General features: G+C 53.1%; 14 protein-coding genes and 2 other annotated features. Of the genes, 9 read left to right on the top strand and 5 right to left on the bottom strand.

Annotated elements, in window-relative coordinates:
- Window positions 1–47: 47 nt before the first annotated feature.
- From rpsP to rplS, 4 genes are all read left to right on the top strand, one after another.
- Complete coding sequence (rpsP, locus tag DDA898_RS16325; RefSeq protein WP_012768742.1) at window positions 48–296, top strand: 30S ribosomal protein S16; 249 nt, start codon at window positions 48–50, stop codon at window positions 294–296.
- A gap of 18 nt (window positions 297–314) precedes the next feature.
- Window positions 315–863 carry a ribosome maturation factor RimM gene (gene rimM / locus DDA898_RS16320; protein WP_038911742.1) on the top strand — a complete coding sequence of 183 codons (549 nt, stop codon included), beginning with the start codon at window positions 315–317 and terminating at the stop codon, window positions 861–863.
- 38 nt (window positions 864–901) lie between these two features.
- On the top strand, window positions 902–1,657 hold the full coding sequence (trmD, locus tag DDA898_RS16315; protein ID WP_013319087.1) for a tRNA (guanosine(37)-N1)-methyltransferase TrmD: 756 nt from the start codon (window positions 902–904) through the stop codon (window positions 1,655–1,657).
- A 62-nt stretch (window positions 1,658–1,719) separates the two neighbouring features.
- A complete protein-coding gene (gene rplS / locus DDA898_RS16310) occupies window positions 1,720–2,067 on the top strand; it encodes a 50S ribosomal protein L19 (RefSeq protein ID WP_012768745.1) in 348 nt (115 codons plus the stop codon).
- Between the two features lie 87 nt (window positions 2,068–2,154).
- Here the strand turns inward: rplS and DDA898_RS16305 are convergent, their stop codons facing one another.
- Window positions 2,155–3,093 carry an SAM-dependent methyltransferase gene (locus tag DDA898_RS16305; RefSeq protein WP_038901861.1) on the bottom strand — a complete coding sequence of 313 codons (939 nt, stop codon included), beginning with the start codon at window positions 3,091–3,093 and terminating at the stop codon, window positions 2,155–2,157.
- Between the two features lie 365 nt (window positions 3,094–3,458).
- Complete coding sequence (locus DDA898_RS16300; RefSeq protein WP_038911740.1) at window positions 3,459–3,836, bottom strand: DUF2799 domain-containing protein; 378 nt, start codon at window positions 3,834–3,836, stop codon at window positions 3,459–3,461.
- A gap of 640 nt (window positions 3,837–4,476) precedes the next feature.
- Here DDA898_RS16300 and DDA898_RS16295 point away from each other — a divergent pair.
- Both DDA898_RS16295 and tyrA read left to right on the top strand, forming a co-directional pair.
- Window positions 4,477–5,541, top strand: a complete 1,065-nt coding sequence (locus DDA898_RS16295) for a 3-deoxy-7-phosphoheptulonate synthase (RefSeq protein ID WP_022634542.1) — start codon at window positions 4,477–4,479, stop codon at window positions 5,539–5,541.
- A 12-nt stretch (window positions 5,542–5,553) separates the two neighbouring features.
- Complete coding sequence (gene tyrA, locus DDA898_RS16290) at window positions 5,554–6,675, top strand: bifunctional chorismate mutase/prephenate dehydrogenase (RefSeq protein ID WP_038911738.1); 1,122 nt, start codon at window positions 5,554–5,556, stop codon at window positions 6,673–6,675.
- 111 nt (window positions 6,676–6,786) lie between these two features.
- On the opposite strand, the gene pheA is transcribed toward tyrA, so the two are convergent.
- From pheA to bamD, 3 genes are all read right to left on the bottom strand, one after another.
- Window positions 6,787–7,944 (bottom strand): bifunctional chorismate mutase/prephenate dehydratase, encoded by a 1,158-nt coding sequence (pheA, locus tag DDA898_RS16285; protein WP_033112392.1) that lies wholly within the window; start codon window positions 7,942–7,944, stop codon window positions 6,787–6,789.
- A gap of 22 nt (window positions 7,945–7,966) precedes the next feature.
- Window positions 7,967–8,094 (bottom strand) — a sequence feature (Phe leader region).
- 210 nt (window positions 8,095–8,304) lie between these two features.
- Window positions 8,305–8,640 carry a ribosome-associated translation inhibitor RaiA gene (gene raiA / locus DDA898_RS16280; RefSeq protein WP_013319077.1) on the bottom strand — a complete coding sequence of 112 codons (336 nt, stop codon included), beginning with the start codon at window positions 8,638–8,640 and terminating at the stop codon, window positions 8,305–8,307.
- 311 nt (window positions 8,641–8,951) lie between these two features.
- A complete protein-coding gene (gene bamD / locus DDA898_RS16275; protein WP_013319076.1) occupies window positions 8,952–9,686 on the bottom strand; it encodes an outer membrane protein assembly factor BamD in 735 nt (244 codons plus the stop codon).
- A 133-nt stretch (window positions 9,687–9,819) separates the two neighbouring features.
- On the opposite strand from bamD, the gene rluD reads away from it, so the two are divergent.
- The 3 genes from rluD to clpB all read left to right on the top strand — a co-directional run bounded on the left by rluD (window position 9,820) and on the right by clpB (window position 14,251).
- On the top strand, window positions 9,820–10,797 hold the full coding sequence (rluD, locus tag DDA898_RS16270; protein ID WP_013319075.1) for a 23S rRNA pseudouridine(1911/1915/1917) synthase RluD: 978 nt from the start codon (window positions 9,820–9,822) through the stop codon (window positions 10,795–10,797).
- Between the two features lie 19 nt (window positions 10,798–10,816).
- Complete coding sequence (yfiH, locus tag DDA898_RS16265) at window positions 10,817–11,542, top strand: purine nucleoside phosphorylase YfiH (RefSeq protein ID WP_038912617.1); 726 nt, start codon at window positions 10,817–10,819, stop codon at window positions 11,540–11,542.
- A 135-nt stretch (window positions 11,543–11,677) separates the two neighbouring features.
- The gene (clpB, locus tag DDA898_RS16260) at window positions 11,678–14,251 is read left to right on the top strand and encodes an ATP-dependent chaperone ClpB (protein WP_038911736.1); all 2,574 of its coding nucleotides are present in this window, start codon (window positions 11,678–11,680) and stop codon (window positions 14,249–14,251) included.
- Between the two features lie 514 nt (window positions 14,252–14,765).
- Window positions 14,766–15,013: a sequence feature (16S ribosomal RNA rRNA prediction is too short), on the top strand.

Below are 15,013 nucleotides of genomic sequence, written 5' to 3'. Positions count from 1 at the left end.
CCGTTCCTCGATGGGGCCCGGTTGTTTTATTAACTAAAGAGGATGTTATGGTAACAATTCGTTTGGCACGTGGCGGCGCTAAAAAACGCCCGTTCTATCAAGTCGTTGTGACCGATAGCCGCAATGCGCGCGACGGTCGTTTCATTGAGCGCGTAGGTTTCTTCAACCCGATCGCTACCGGTAAAGCAGAAGGCCTGCGCCTGGATCTTGACCGTATCGAGCACTGGGTTGGCCAGGGCGCTACCGTTTCTGATCGCGTTTCCGCGCTGATCAAAGACGCGAAAAAAGCAGCGTAATCTGTTGCGGTGGTGGTAATGAGCAAGCAACTCAGCCCGAAAGCCCCGGTCAACCCGATCACATTGGGGAAAATGGGGTCGACGTACGGCATCAAAGGTTGGCTCAGGGTATTTTCATCCACCGAAGACGCCGAAAGCATTTTTGATTATCAACCCTGGTTCATCCGGAATAAGGGGCTGTGGCAACCGATCGAGATCGAGAGCTGGCGGCACCATAATCAGGACCTGGTCATCAAGATCAAAGATATTGACGATCGGGATGCGGCGAATTTACTGACCAATTGCGAAATTGTCGTAGATTCGGCCCAACTGCCTGAACTGGGTGAGGGTGATTATTACTGGAAAGATCTTATTGGCTGCGACGTCGTCACCATAGGTGGCTATGAGCTGGGAAAAGTCATCGACATGATGGAAACCGGTTCTAACGACGTTCTGGTGGTAAGAGCTAACCTGAAAGATGCTTACGGAGTCAAGGAACGGTTGATTCCGTTTCTGACCGAACAGGTTATCAAGCACGTTGACCTGTCTACGCATCGTATTGACGTAGACTGGGACCCTGGTTTTTGAACTCTGTAGAATCTGCAGTCAATGAGTGGAACGGCGCTATGTGGATTGGGGTGATTAGCCTGTTTCCTGAGATGTTCCGCGCCATTACTGATTATGGAGTCACAGGCCGGGCAGTTAAAAATGGCCTGCTGAGCGTACAGTACTGGAGTCCTCGCGACTTCACTTACGATCGGCATCGCACTGTGGACGATCGCCCTTACGGCGGCGGTCCCGGTATGCTGATGATGGTGCAACCCTTGCGGGATGCCATCCATGCAGCGAAAGCAGCGGCAGGCGAAGGGGCTCGGGTGATTTATCTGTCACCGCAGGGTCGCAAACTGGATCAGCAAGGCGTACGTCAACTCGCCGCACATCAGAAGATGATTCTGGTTTGCGGAAGGTACGAGGGCATTGATGAGCGTGTCATTAAAACCGAAATTGACGAAGAATGGTCAATCGGTGATTACGTTCTCAGTGGTGGCGAGCTGCCGGCAATGACGCTGATTGATTCGGTCGCCCGGTTTATTCCCGGCGTACTGGGTCATGAAGCATCGGCACAAGAAGATTCTTTTGCCGATGGATTGCTGGATTGTCCTCACTATACCCGGCCTGAAGTGTTGGAAGGTATGGATGTGCCGGCGGTATTGCTGTCGGGCAACCATGCGGAAATACGCCGCTGGCGTTTGAAGCAGTCGCTGGGCCGAACCTGGCTTAGAAGACCTGAACTTCTGAAAAGCCTAGCTCTGACTGACGAGCAAGCAACGTTGTTGACTGAGTTCCAACAGGAATATCAGTCCGAACAACATGAGTATTAGGGGCCGTTGCGGCAGCGCCGGGCGAACCCAAATATCAGTTTACCTAGGGTAAGAGACATATTATGAGCAATATTATCAAGCAGCTTGAACAAGAGCAGATGAAGCAAGACGTACCTGCGTTCCGTCCGGGTGACACCGTGGAAGTGAAGGTATGGGTCGTTGAAGGTTCCAAAAAACGTCTGCAGGCATTCGAGGGCGTGGTTATCGCAATTCGTAACCGCGGTCTGCACTCTGCATTCACTGTTCGCAAGATTTCCAACGGCGAAGGCGTAGAGCGCGTATTCCAGACGCACTCTCCGGTAGTGGATAGCATTACCGTTAAGCGCCGTGGTGCTGTGCGTAAAGCCAAACTGTACTACCTGCGTGAGCGTGCTGGTAAGTCTGCTCGTATCAAAGAGCGTCTTAACTAAGCATACGCTTTCGCAACATCCGAAAGCGATAAGGGGTGGCAAATGCCACCCCTTTTTCTTTGCGCCTTATTTGCGTTATGCGGCGTTTTACGCTTTCCGGGCGATTACGGTCGGGAACATCCGCATGCGGTCATCAATAAAATGTATGTCGCTGAATCCTGCTTGTTCCAACTGGCGCTGCGTCTGGGAATGGGTACGGAATGCCGTCCATTTGGCTTCCAGAATGCGTGAAAACAGTAGGTGTTGTAAGGGAAGTAAGCGCTGTTCTTCCTCGGTGACCTGCCAGGTTGATTCTGCAGATAACACCGGGGGCGGCGTTAGGAAACTGGTGATCAACGTACCCCCAGGTTTTAGTGCCTGATTGAATGCCCGATAGAGGTCCGTCACTTTTTCATCATCGGGTTCATAAACGTTGAGTCCATTACTGGTCAGGACATCCGCGGGTTCTGGCAGTTGTAATGACCAGGCGTCGCACTGCAACAACGTGATGCGATCGTCGCAATGCTGTTGTTTAGCCAGTGAATTCGCGGCTTCCAGCGCCTGCAGATCCAAGTCTGCACCGATTAACCGCACATCCTGATGATGTGAATAATCCAGCAACAGCAAATCGCCCATCAGCCCGCAGGGAACAGAGGCCAATACCATTCCGTTACGCAGCCGTGACTGTAACTGCTGGCGGAAAATACCGAATCGTTCACGGGTGGCGAGTACGGCGGGCAATTGTTCGTAGATCAATTTTTCCAGATCGCTGTGGGATGACCGTGTTGCGGTGGTGGAAGGATAGGTGACCAGATTATGAGTCCAGTAGGCGTTCAACCCTCGGTGCGCCAAAAGAAATTGCCCGAGGTCGAATGTAGCCATTTCTTCGGCAATCGCGATTTGCTCTTCCACCGTCGCACCGGGGAGATCGCCGGCCTGGCGAATTCTTGATCTAACCGCGTCGAGCGTGGCGTAATGATCATCAGGTGAGCTTAAGTGATGAGACAGTAGCTGTCCTTGTCCGGAGTGCGATGACGTACTTTTCATAATAAAGTCCTGTTTGCCAGCTTATTGCGTGAATAAAAGCGGTGAATGTTCGACCAGGGCAATGATGGCAATACAAAACGAATGTGTGCGTTCAATTCCATTTGATGTCAGCAGGTGGTTGCGGATTGTTATGATTTATTTTTGTTATTATAAGTTTGATTTACCATCAGGGGTAGCTGATTTATCCGAAAGCCGTGTCAGCAGGCAACAAAGTAGGCAGGATAATCAGGCGGACTGATGATGAAAGCGTCGGGAAAGCGGGGGAAGCATAGCGAGTAGGATGCCCTTGCCAGCGGCTCGCTGGCCGGTTCATACAGTGCTACTCAAGAACTTAGTAGAGTCTATTTGGAGAGAGTAGGGGTAAATCAGTCGGTTGACCTGTGACGAAGGGTCGATTCATCCGCCGCGTATTGCCACACTTTTTTCAGTTTCTCTGCGTTATTGACACCATCGCAGCCAGCCGGGAAGGACTTTCCTGCACGGCCCCAGGCGGTGACATTATCGGGGTGGCACCATTCTGTCTGCCTGGCCCTATACCCAGTCAGATAGGCATGGCGATCAACCTCCGGATTGCCAGACCATTCCGACAGCGTTTCGTTATCCCTGACAACCATACCGTTGGTGGCATCCTTATATCCCGTGTCATACCAAAAACTGGACTCGCCTTTAGTCGGCGATACCGACGGAATGGACTGGCACCCGGAGAGGAGCAACAACCCTATCAACACTATACCGTTTCTCATGATTGAACCTGTTTTGACAGCATCAGAATGGAGAGATACGGCCTAATATTACGCAATTTCCTGTTTTTCCTTTAATGATTTCAATGCACTGTGCCTGATTAACGTTTACCACTCCATTCAGCGCCGATGCCTTTCCGATTTCCCGACCCCGGCAGCATACGGTCATGGCCGCTACAAGGAATAGTTGCGATGATGCTGAATAATGGCTGTATATTTTTGTTTACGGGTTGAGTGCCGTTGGCGCTCGGCATTTTTGCCAGCCATGTGGTTTGTTGCGGTTTAAGCAGCCACTTAGCTGTCTGTTCTGAGAGGGAACTATTCTGCACTCGTCAAATATCACCAGTAACATCATTAGGCTTCGAAATCATTTCAGCATTGCTGATTTTCTGCCGCTGAATACCCGAAAAGTGGCGTCAGGTTAAAAACTTTCCTCGCTTTCAATGAATTACGGTATTCAGCGGTGAGGCTCGTCTGGTAGTCGTTCGTTATTTTTGTGATGTCTAACCCGTTTTACGAGAGTAATTTTAACTTTACACCTATGGCTTGAAAAATTTACGACCTGTGTGCTAAGGTGTGAACCTGTTACTGACAATGACGAAATCGCTCCCTTCATACCAAAGGAATACACAGGATCATCATCATGCAAAAAGACACGCTCAATAATATTAATATCAGCGCCGAACAGGTTCTTATTACTCCCGACGAACTGAAAGCCAAATTCCCGCTCAATGAGCCGGAGCAGCAGGCGATTGCTCTGTCGCGTAAAACTATTGCTGACATTATTCATGGCAACGACAAGCGTCTTCTGGTGGTGTGTGGTCCCTGTTCTATTCATGATACGGATGCCGCGTTGGATTACGCGCGTCGTCTGCAATCTCTGTCAGCCGAATTGAGCGATCGGCTGTATATCGTCATGCGTGTCTATTTTGAAAAACCCCGTACCACTGTCGGCTGGAAAGGGTTGATCAACGATCCCTACATGGATGGTTCCTTTGATATGGAGGCGGGGCTGCATATCGCCCGCGATTTGCTGCTTAAGCTGGTCAACATGGGGTTGCCGCTGGCGACCGAAGCACTGGACCCGAATAGCCCGCAATACCTGGGGGACTTGTTCAGCTGGTCGGCGATTGGCGCCAGAACCACCGAATCCCAGACTCACCGCGAGATGGCCTCCGGGTTATCAATGCCGGTGGGTTTCAAGAACGGTACTGACGGTAGTTTGGGAACCGCCATTAATGCCATGAAAGCCGCATCAATGCCGCATCGTTTTGTCGGTATCAATCAGAGTGGTCAGGTTTGCTTACTGCAGACGCAGGGGAATCCGGATGGACACGTGATCCTGCGCGGCGGCAAAAAGCCGAATTACAGCGCGGAAGACGTGGCTGAGTGTGAAAAACAGATGCGCGATGCAGGACTGAATCCAGCGCTGATGATAGATTGTAGCCACGGTAATTCCAGCAAAGACTACCGTCGGCAGCCGTTGGTGGTGGAGTCCGCGATTGAGCAGATCAAATCCGGTAACCGTTCTATTATCGGGCTGATGCTGGAGAGCCATATCCACGAAGGTAATCAGTCTTCCGAACAACCGCGCGCCGACATGCGTTACGGGGTATCGGTGACGGATGCCTGCATCAGTTGGGAAAGTACAGAGACATTGCTGCGCTCGGTTCATAAAGAGCTTAGCGCGCGAAGCGCCAATCAGTGAGGAGAAGAACAGATGGTCGCTGAACTGACCGCATTGCGTGATCAGATAGATGAGGTAGATAAAGCATTATTGGCGTTGTTGTCGCGTCGGCTGCGTCTGGTGGCGGAAGTCGGCGAGGTAAAGAGCCGTTATGGTCTGCCAATTTATGCGCCTGATCGGGAAGCAGCGATGCTGAGTTCACGACGTAAGGAAGCGGAAACGCTGGGCGTTCCCCCGGATTTGATTGAGGATGTTCTGCGTCGGGTGATGCGGGAGTCCTACGCCAGCGAGAATGACAAAGGGTTTAAAACACTCTATCCGTCGCTGCGCCCGATTGTGATTGTGGGAGGGCGCGGTCAGATGGGCCGCCTGTTTGACCGAATGTTGACGCTGTCCGGCTATCAGGTACGTATCCTGGAACAGGAAGACTGGCCGCAGGCGGAGTCTCTGCTGGCGGATGCCGGCATGGTGATCGTCAGCGTGCCGATCCATGTCACCGAACAGGTTATTGCCCAACTGCCTCGATTGCCGGATGACTGTATTTTGGTGGATTTGGCGTCGGTCAAGAATGGTCCGCTGCAGGCGATGCTGGCGGCACATCAGGGGCCGGTGCTGGGGTTGCACCCAATGTTCGGTCCGGATATCGGCAGCCTGGCCAAACAGGTTGTTGTGTATTGTGATGGGCGCCAGCCAGAGGCCTATCAGTGGTTGCTGGAGCAGATCCAGGTATGGGGCGCCCGGTTGCATCGCACCAGCGCGGTGGAACACGACCAAAACATGGCGTTCATTCAGGCGCTGCGTCATTTCGCGACGTTTGCTTATGGTGTACATCTGGCGGAAGAAAACGTGCAGTTGGAACAATTGCTGGCGCTTTCTTCGCCGATATACCGGCTTGAACTGGCAATGGTGGGGCGGTTGTTCGCGCAAGACCCGCAACTCTATGCCGATATCATCATGTCTTCCGGCAGCAATCTGGCATTGATCAAGCGTTACTACCAGCGTTTTGGCGAGGCGATTGCATTGCTGGAAGCGGGAGATAAAGCCGCGTTTGTCAGCAGCTTCAAGAAAGTCGAACACTGGTTTGGCGATTATTCGCGGCGATTCATGGCGGAAAGCCGTACCCTGCTGCGTCAGGCTAACGATATTCGCCAGTAGTTCTGGGGATATCCTAACCGTTTTCTGAAAAGCCACCCTCGCTGTTGATGGTGGCTTTTTTTATTGCCGGGAGCGGAGTTTATCTCCTGGCGGCCCCTGATGCGATGTGGGTTATGCCGGTTCCACCGGCACCACATTTTCGCTGGGGTAGCAACCCAACACCTTGAGCGAGCGGGTAATGGCGGCCAGTCCTTGCAGCGCTTTACGGGTATTGTCGTTGCGCAGATTGGCCTGCACGTCGATATAAAACATCTCTTCCCACGGATTGCCGTTTATCGGCCGCGACTCCAGTTTTGTCATCACGATGCCGTGCTCGCGCAGGACCAGCAGCGCTTCCACCAGTGCGCCGGATTGCTGTCCGGTAGCCATGATTAAGGTGGTTTTGGCTGGCACTTGTTCGGTGACGTCAATCGGCTTGCGGGCCAGTACGATGAATCGGGTGATGTTCTGTGCCTGATTGGCCAGATTGTGTTCCAGCACCTGCAACTGATAAAGCATTCCACCGGCTTCGCTGCCCAGCGCGGCGGCATGCGGGGAATTGAGCTCGGCGACTTTCGCCATGGCGGCGGCGGTGCTTTCGCAGTACTCGATCTTCCAGTGCGGGAAACGGTTGATGAAATGGCTGCACTGCTGGAAAGGCTGTGGGTGGCTGTAAACGGTTTGGATCTGGTCCAGTTGCGTCTCCACGGCGACCAGCACGCAATGGTCAATAGGCGTGGTCAGCTCACCGACGATGGATAACCCGGTGTGCTGCAGCAGGTCGTAGACATCGTTGATCGAACCTGAACTGGTGTTCTCTATCGGCAGCACGGCGTAATCAGCCTGGCCGGTTTCCACCAGGTTGATGATGTCCTGAAAACGCTGGCAGCCGCATTCAATAATCTGATCAAAATGGCGCGCGGCATACTGGCGAGCGGCCAAATGAGAGTAAGAGCCTTTGGGGCCCAGAAAAGCGACGCGAGCGGAATGCGACGCGCCAGAATTGAGGTGCTGTTGCAGCAGCGCCTGCTGGGTCAGCACCGAATCTTCGATAATCAACTGGAACAGACGGGTAATGTAGTGACCGTCGAGCTGCCGCTTTTTACCTTCTTCCGCCAGCCGGGACAGTAAATCCCGCTCGCGCTCTTTATCGCGAATGGGTCGATGGGAATGCTGTTTGGCCCGCGCTACATCCAGCGCCAGCTCCCTTCGTTGCGCCAACAGTTCGAGCAGTTGCATATCCAGCGCGGTAATGCGCTCGCGCAGCGCCAGTAATGGGTTATCGGTCATGGTGTGTACCTGTTTGCTGTCCAATAAAAAAGCCTCCTGATTTCAGGAGGCTTTTTTGTTCGTCTTCGTATTCTTACTCACACGACAAATCGCCCCCCCGCATCGGGGAGAGTAAAAAAGAATACGAAGAAGAACGGTTGTGGCGTCATGTCACCAAATCCTTGTTGAGAATGTTGATTAAGGTAACTGTTGCCTTTTCATCCTGTCAATACAAAATCGCCGGGAGCCGCAACGCGCAACGTCGGTCTATCAAGGAAGGGGAAACTCGAACCGTAAAAAACGCGCCTTGCGGCGCGTTTCAGGCAACGGACAGAATCTGTCATTAAAGCTGGAGACGCGGCGGTTGCGCCATCCGAACGGTTATTCTGCCGAGGCCTGCAGATTGACATCTTTGATGCAACTGTCCGCACGGCGAGCTTCGCCTTTGTGCTGGACCTTGTTCAGCTGTCGTTCCAGTTTTGTAATGAGCTCATTGACAGCGGTATACATATCTTCGTGTTTGGCGCTTGCCACCAATGGGCCATTGGGCGTACTGATGGTGGCGTCGACCACAAAACCCTGTGGCTCTTTAGACAGGATAATGTGCGGATTAATCAGCTGAGTCTGCCATTTATCCAGTTTGCTGAGACGGTCTTCGACATGCTGACGTATTGCGGGGGTAATATCCATCTGCTTGCTGGTAATGTTGATAGTCATAAAAACTTACCTCTCTGCCTTTTCCGTCTTGGGTGATTTCAGCATACCCCTAGTCGATGCAAATTGGGTGATTTTGATCACCTTTTCTGGTCACTTTTCCGTCATATGAATTGATTTGTGAGCGGCTTTGGGGAACCGGCGCGGCGCGCTTGTCGCCTTGTCAGGGCTGTGCCATTATCTATTGGATGTATTGGCGGGATTATCCGGTTACATTCAGGATGACCGGCTATAGATTGAAGAAACAGGTCGAGAAGACAGAGCGAAAAAACGGCAACCGAAGTTGCCGTAGTAATAGGATTTCAGGCGTCTCGTCAGGCAGAGGGGTTGGCGGCGATGATTTTAGCCACCTTGTCGGCCTGCGCAGTCAATTGCAGTTCCCGATAGGCATTTTCCATCAGCGGCAGCGCGGTGCGCGTTGCCTGCGTATCCGGATAGTCCTTCAGCATTTGTTCTACGCGGTTAACCACGGCGACATAAGCGCCGCGTTTCGTGTAATACTGTGCGACAGAAAGCTCATACTTGGCCAGACGTTCTTTCAGGAATGCCAGGCGCTTGCTGGTGTCCGTGGCGTATTGGCTGTTCGGGTAGCCCTGAAGCAACTGGCTGAAAGCTTTAAACGCTGAGCGAGCATACTGAGGATCGCGGTCTGAACGATCGACGCCGAAGAAGCCTTGCAACGTGCTGTCATCCTGCGCCATGTTAGTCAGCCCGCGCATATAGAGAACATAGTCTACGTTCGGGTGCGTCGGGTTCAGGCGGATGAAGCGATCGATCGACGCCTGAGCCAACGGCAACTCGGCGGATTTGTAATAGGCGTAAATCAGGTCCAACTGGACCTGCTGGGAGTAAGGGCCGAATGGATAACGGTTATCCAGCGCTTCCAACTGCGTGATGGCGGCTTTAAAGTTGCCGTCCTGCAGTTTCTCCTGGGCGGTGGCATACAGTTCTGAAGGTGGACGGTCGGGAACCGCATCTTTGGAATTGGAGCAACCAGCCAGCGTCAGGCTCAACGTGGCAGCAGCCACCAGGTATTTCATACGCGTCATGACGATTTGATTATCCTCAGAGTGTTTTTCCGGGAAACTGTCCGTTAAGCTCCCGATTAAGACCAGCTACAATGGTACATTATTTTAAACGGCATCGCCGTTAAAACCCAACGTTAATAAGAAGCAGCATACTATGTCCCAACAAGTACAACTCACCGCGACGGTGGCCGAATCTCAACTTGGACAACGTTTAGATCAGGCTTTGGCCGAATTGTTCCCTGATTATTCACGCTCACGCATAAAAACGTGGATTTTGGAACAACGGGTACAGATTAACGGCAAGATGGTGGATAAACCAAAAGAGAAAGTGCTTGGCGGGGAGTCTGTCGCTATCGATGCTTTGATCGAAGAAGACGCCCGCTGGGAAGCGCAGCCGATCTCGCTGGATATCGTCTATGAAGACGAGGACATTCTGGTGATCAATAAACCGCGCGATTTGGTGGTGCATCCTGGCGCCGGTAACCCTGACGGCACCGTGCTGAACGCGTTGCTGCATCACTATCCGGAGATTGTCGATGTGCCGCGTGCGGGGATTGTTCACCGTCTGGATAAGGACACCACCGGTCTGATGGTGGTGGCCAAAACTGTGCCGGCCCAGACCCGGCTGGTGGAGTCGCTGCAGGCGCGTGAAATCACCCGTGAATATGAAGCGGTGGCGATCGGCACGATGACGGCCGGCGGTACGGTGGAAGAGCCGATTGCCCGTCACTCCACCAAACGCACGCACATGGCGGTGCACCCAATGGGAAAACCGGCCGTGACGCATTATCGCATCATGGAACATTTCCGTGCTCATACTCGCCTGCGTTTGCGGCTGGAAACAGGCCGAACCCACCAGATTCGCGTCCACATGGCGCACATCAACCATCCGCTGGTGGGCGACCCGTTGTATGGCGGTCGTCCGCGTTTGCCCAAAGGCGCTTCCGAGGCATTTATCGAGACGCTGCGCAATTTTGATCGTCAGGCGCTGCACGCCACCATGTTGCGCTTGTATCATCCTATCAGCGGTATCGAGATGGAGTGGCATGCCCCATTGCCGCAGGATATGGTAGAACTGATTGCCGCCCTGAAAGCGGATACCGACGCGTTTAAAGATCAACTTGACTGGTGATGGCATGGCGCCTGGCAACATGATGTTAATACCTGACTGGCCTGCACCGGCGACGGTGCGAGCCTGTAGCACCACTCGCCTTGGCGGCGTCAGCGGCGTGCCGTATAACTCGCTCAATCTGGGTAATCATGTGGGCGACGATCCGCTGCATGTGCAGGACAACCGGCAACGTCTGGTCGCCGCGGCCGGATTGCCGACAATGCCGCACTGGCTGGAGCAAGTACATGGCACTCAGGTGATTAATCTCGATCAGGCATCGCCTGCTTCGCTGACAGGCGATGCCGCCTATACCACCCGCAAGGATCGCGTCTGTGCGGTAATGACGGCCGATTGTCTGCCGGTGCTGTTCTGCTCTGCCGATGGCAGGGAAGTGGCTGCGGTGCATGCCGGCTGGCGCGGCTTGCAGGCTGGTGTGCTGGAACAGACGCTACGTCATTTCCGCGCTCGTCCGGCCGACATTCTGGCCTGGATGGGGCCGGCGATCGGCCCGCAGCAATTCGAAGTCGGGGGTGAGGTGCGCGAGGCTTTTATGCAGGGCGATCCCGCCGCCGATTGCGCTTTTATCCCCCGCAATGGTAAATTCCTCGCCGATATTTACCAGTTGGCCCGTTTACGCTTACAGGCCGCTGGCGTCAGCCAGGTGTTCGGCGGCAACGACTGTACGGTCAGCGACGCAGGCCGGTTTTTCTCCTATCGACGCGATGGAACGACCGGACGTATGGCAACTTTGGTTTGGCTGATATAACCTATTGAATTAAGACGATCCGGAGGGATTAACGTTTTTCCTTCTATTATTACTGGCAAAATAATCTTGAATTTTTGAGGGATGACCTCACTTAATCTCCAGTAGCAATTTTGACCAGTATGTATGGGAGGAGTTATGCGTCTGGATCGTCTTACCAACAAGTTCCAGCTTGCCCTCGCTGATGCCCAATCTCTCGCCCTCGGACGAGATCATCAATTTATTGAGCCGCTGCATTTGATGAGTGCCCTTCTGAATCAAGAAGGGGGCACCGTCGGCCCGTTGTTGACAGCAGCTGGGGCAAATGTGAGCCGTCTTAAAAGTGAAATTGAACAGGCAATCAGCCGATTACCACAGGTGGAAGGCACCGGTGGAGATGTTCAACCGTCCAGTGAGCTGGTACGGACGCTCAATATCTGCGACAAGCTGGCGCAGAAAAAGGGCGACACATTTATTTCTTCAGAATTATTCGTGCTGGCGGTATTTGAATCGCGCAGCGCATTGGGAGATCTGTTAAAAAATGCAGGCGCCACTCAGCAGAATGTGACTCAGGCTATCGAGCAGGTTCGCGGTGGGCAGCAGGTCAACGAGCAGAGCGCCGAGGACCAGCGTCAGGCCCTGAAAAAATTCACGATTGATCTCACCGAGCGTGCCGAACAAGGCAAGCTGGACCCGGTGATTGGCCGTGATGAGGAAATTCGACGCACCATTCAGGTGCTGCAGCGCAGAACCAAAAACAACCCGGTTTTGATCGGTGAACCTGGCGTCGGGAAAACTGCGATTGTCGAAGGGCTGGCGCAGCGTATCGTTAATGGAGAAGTTCCGGAAGGGCTGAAGAATAAACGTGTGCTGGCGCTCGATATGGGCGCGCTGGTGGCGGGTGCCAAATATCGCGGTGAGTTTGAAGAGCGTCTGAAAGGCGTGTTGAACGACCTGTCCAAACAGGAAGGCAACGTTATTCTCTTTATCGACGAATTGCACACGATGGTCGGTGCCGGCAAGGCAGACGGCGCGATGGATGCCGGCAACATGCTCAAGCCTGCGCTGGCGCGCGGCGAGTTGCACTGCGTAGGGGCGACGACGCTGGATGAATACCGGCAATACATTGAAAAAGATGCCGCGCTTGAACGTCGTTTCCAGAAAGTGTTTGTCGCCGAACCGACCGTTGAAGATACCATCGCTATTCTGCGCGGTCTGAAAGAACGCTATGAGCTGCACCATCACGTGCAAATCACCGATCCGGCAATTGTCGCGGCGGCCATGCTATCGCACCGCTACATTTCCGATCGGAAATTGCCGGATAAAGCGATCGATCTTATTGACGAAGCCGCATCCAGTATCCGTATGCAAATTGACTCCAAACCGGAGCCGCTGGACCGCCTTGATCGTCGAATTATCCAACTGAAGCTGGAACAGCAGGCATTGAAGAAAGAGTCTGACGAAGCCAGCCTGAAACGTCTGGAAATTCTGAATGCCGAGCTGGAGCAGAAAGAGCGCGAATACTCAAAACTGGAAGAAGAGTGGAAAGCAGAGAAAGCATCGCTGACGGGCACTCAAAATATCAAGGCGGCGCTGGAGCAGGCAAAAATTTCCCTGGAACAGGCAAGACGCCAGGGAGATTTAGGGCGGATGTCGGAATTGCAGTACGGCAAAATTCCTGAACTGGAAAAACAGTTGGCCGCCGCCACACAGGTTGAAGGCAAAACCATGCATCTGCTTCGCAATCGGGTAACAGATGCCGAGATTGCCGAAGTGCTTGCCCGCTGGACCGGTATTCCGGTTTCACGGATGCTGGAAAGCGAGCGGGAAAAACTGTTGCGCATGGAGCAGGAATTGCACCAGCGGGTGATTGGACAGAACGAAGCGGTGGAAGCCGTCGCCAATTCTATTCGCCGCAGCCGCGCCGGGTTGTCGGATCCCAACCGTCCTATCGGATCGTTTCTGTTCCTCGGGCCGACCGGCGTGGGTAAAACTGAATTGTGCAAAACGCTGGCGTCGTTCCTGTTCGATAGCGATGACGCCATGGTTCGTATTGATATGTCCGAATTCATGGAGAAACATTCGGTTTCCCGTTTGGTGGGCGCGCCTCCGGGATATGTCGGTTATGAGGAAGGTGGGTATCTGACCGAAGCGGTACGCCGCCGCCCTTATTCCGTCATCCTGTTGGATGAAGTGGAAAAAGCGCACCCTGACGTGTTCAACATTCTACTGCAGGTATTAGATGATGGCCGCCTGACTGACGGACAAGGCCGCACAGTGGATTTCCGCAACACGGTGGTTATCATGACTTCCAACCTGGGCTCGGATCTGATTCAGGAACGGTTTGGTGAGATGAATTACAACCAGATGCGCGATATGGTGTTGAGTGTCGTCAGTCATCATTTCCGTCCTGAGTTTATCAACCGTATCGACGAGGTTGTGGTATTCCATCCTTTGGGGAAAAGCCATATTACTTCAATTGCGCAGATTCAGTTGCAGCGGCTCTATAAACGGATGGAAGAGCGCGGCTATACCGTTACGATTTCCGACGCAGCGCTGGAATTGCTCGGTAAATCCGGCTTTGATCCGGTGTACGGGGCCCGGCCGTTGAAACGCGCCATCCAGCAGATGATCGAGAATCCGCTGGCGCAACAGATATTGTCAGGGGCTTTGGTTCCCGGCAAACCGGTTACCCTGGACGCGGATGACGAGGCGATTGTTGTTCGACAGTAATCGTTATTCTTATAATGAAGCCCGGCTAATGCCGGGTTTTTGTCTTTTTTATCACCTGAATAGGTAATAAATCGCCATTAATTGAGGTTTTAGTTCAAAATATGAGCGGTCGGGCCTTTTTTTGAAAATTAGTCTTGTCAGGCCAGAAGAACTCCCTATAATGCGCCTCCACTGACACGGCAACAGCGGAAACGCAGCGCGGTGTCAGGCGGGGAAAACGAGAAAAAAGTCGTTGACTCTGCAGGAGGAAGGCGTAGTATACGCCACCTCGCGACAGCAGGCTGTAAGCCGGTCGCACCGCTCTTTAACAATCAATCAGACAATCTGTGTGGGCACTCGCAGGACACTTCACTAAAAAAATTATGTGAAAGTCTTGAAGAGTGACAACAGTTAATTCATACGAACTAACAGTAAATTCTTTGAGCACCGCTTCTTAGGAAGCAGCATCAAAACTTTAAATTGAAGAGTTTGATCATGGCTCAGATTGAACGCTGGCGGCAGGCCTAACACATGCAAGTCGAGCGGCAGCGGGGGAAGCTTGCTTCCCCGCCGGCGAGCGGCGGACGGGTGAGTAATGTCTGGGGATCTGCCTGATGGAGGGGGATAACTACTGGAAACGGTAGCTAATACCGCATAACGTCGCAAGACCAAAGTGGGGGACCTTCGGGCCTCACGCCATCGGATGAACCCAGATGGGATTAGCTAGTAGGTGAGGTAACGGCTCACCTAGGCGACGATCCCTAGCTGGTCTGAGAGGATGAC

This window comes from Dickeya dadantii NCPPB 898, from assembly GCF_000406145.1.
GTDB classification, from domain to species: domain Bacteria; phylum Pseudomonadota; class Gammaproteobacteria; order Enterobacterales; family Enterobacteriaceae; genus Dickeya; species Dickeya dadantii.
This window is presented reverse-complemented; position numbering and strand designations above follow the sequence as displayed.

Excerpts from the sequence above, each read along its gene's own strand:
- DDA898_RS16305 (WP_038901861.1), bottom strand. The coding sequence starts at position 3,093 with ATGAAAAGTACGTCATCGCACTCCGGACAAGGACAGCTACTGTCTCAT.
- DDA898_RS16295 (WP_022634542.1), top strand. The coding sequence starts at position 4,477 with ATGCAAAAAGACACGCTCAATAATATTAATATCAGCGCCGAACAGGTT.
- clpB (WP_038911736.1), top strand. The coding sequence starts at position 11,678 with ATGCGTCTGGATCGTCTTACCAACAAGTTCCAGCTTGCCCTCGCTGAT.
- rpsP (WP_012768742.1), top strand. The coding sequence starts at position 48 with ATGGTAACAATTCGTTTGGCACGTGGCGGCGCTAAAAAACGCCCGTTC.
- trmD (WP_013319087.1), top strand. The coding sequence starts at position 902 with ATGTGGATTGGGGTGATTAGCCTGTTTCCTGAGATGTTCCGCGCCATT.
- tyrA (WP_038911738.1), top strand. The coding sequence starts at position 5,554 with ATGGTCGCTGAACTGACCGCATTGCGTGATCAGATAGATGAGGTAGAT.
- yfiH (WP_038912617.1), top strand. The coding sequence starts at position 10,817 with ATGATGTTAATACCTGACTGGCCTGCACCGGCGACGGTGCGAGCCTGT.
- bamD (WP_013319076.1), bottom strand. The coding sequence starts at position 9,686 with ATGACGCGTATGAAATACCTGGTGGCTGCTGCCACGTTGAGCCTGACG.
- rluD (WP_013319075.1), top strand. The coding sequence starts at position 9,820 with ATGTCCCAACAAGTACAACTCACCGCGACGGTGGCCGAATCTCAACTT.
- DDA898_RS16300 (WP_038911740.1), bottom strand. The coding sequence starts at position 3,836 with ATGAGAAACGGTATAGTGTTGATAGGGTTGTTGCTCCTCTCCGGGTGC.
- rplS (WP_012768745.1), top strand. The coding sequence starts at position 1,720 with ATGAGCAATATTATCAAGCAGCTTGAACAAGAGCAGATGAAGCAAGAC.
- pheA (WP_033112392.1), bottom strand. The coding sequence starts at position 7,944 with ATGACCGATAACCCATTACTGGCGCTGCGCGAGCGCATTACCGCGCTG.
- raiA (WP_013319077.1), bottom strand. The coding sequence starts at position 8,640 with ATGACTATCAACATTACCAGCAAGCAGATGGATATTACCCCCGCAATA.
- rimM (WP_038911742.1), top strand. The coding sequence starts at position 315 with ATGAGCAAGCAACTCAGCCCGAAAGCCCCGGTCAACCCGATCACATTG.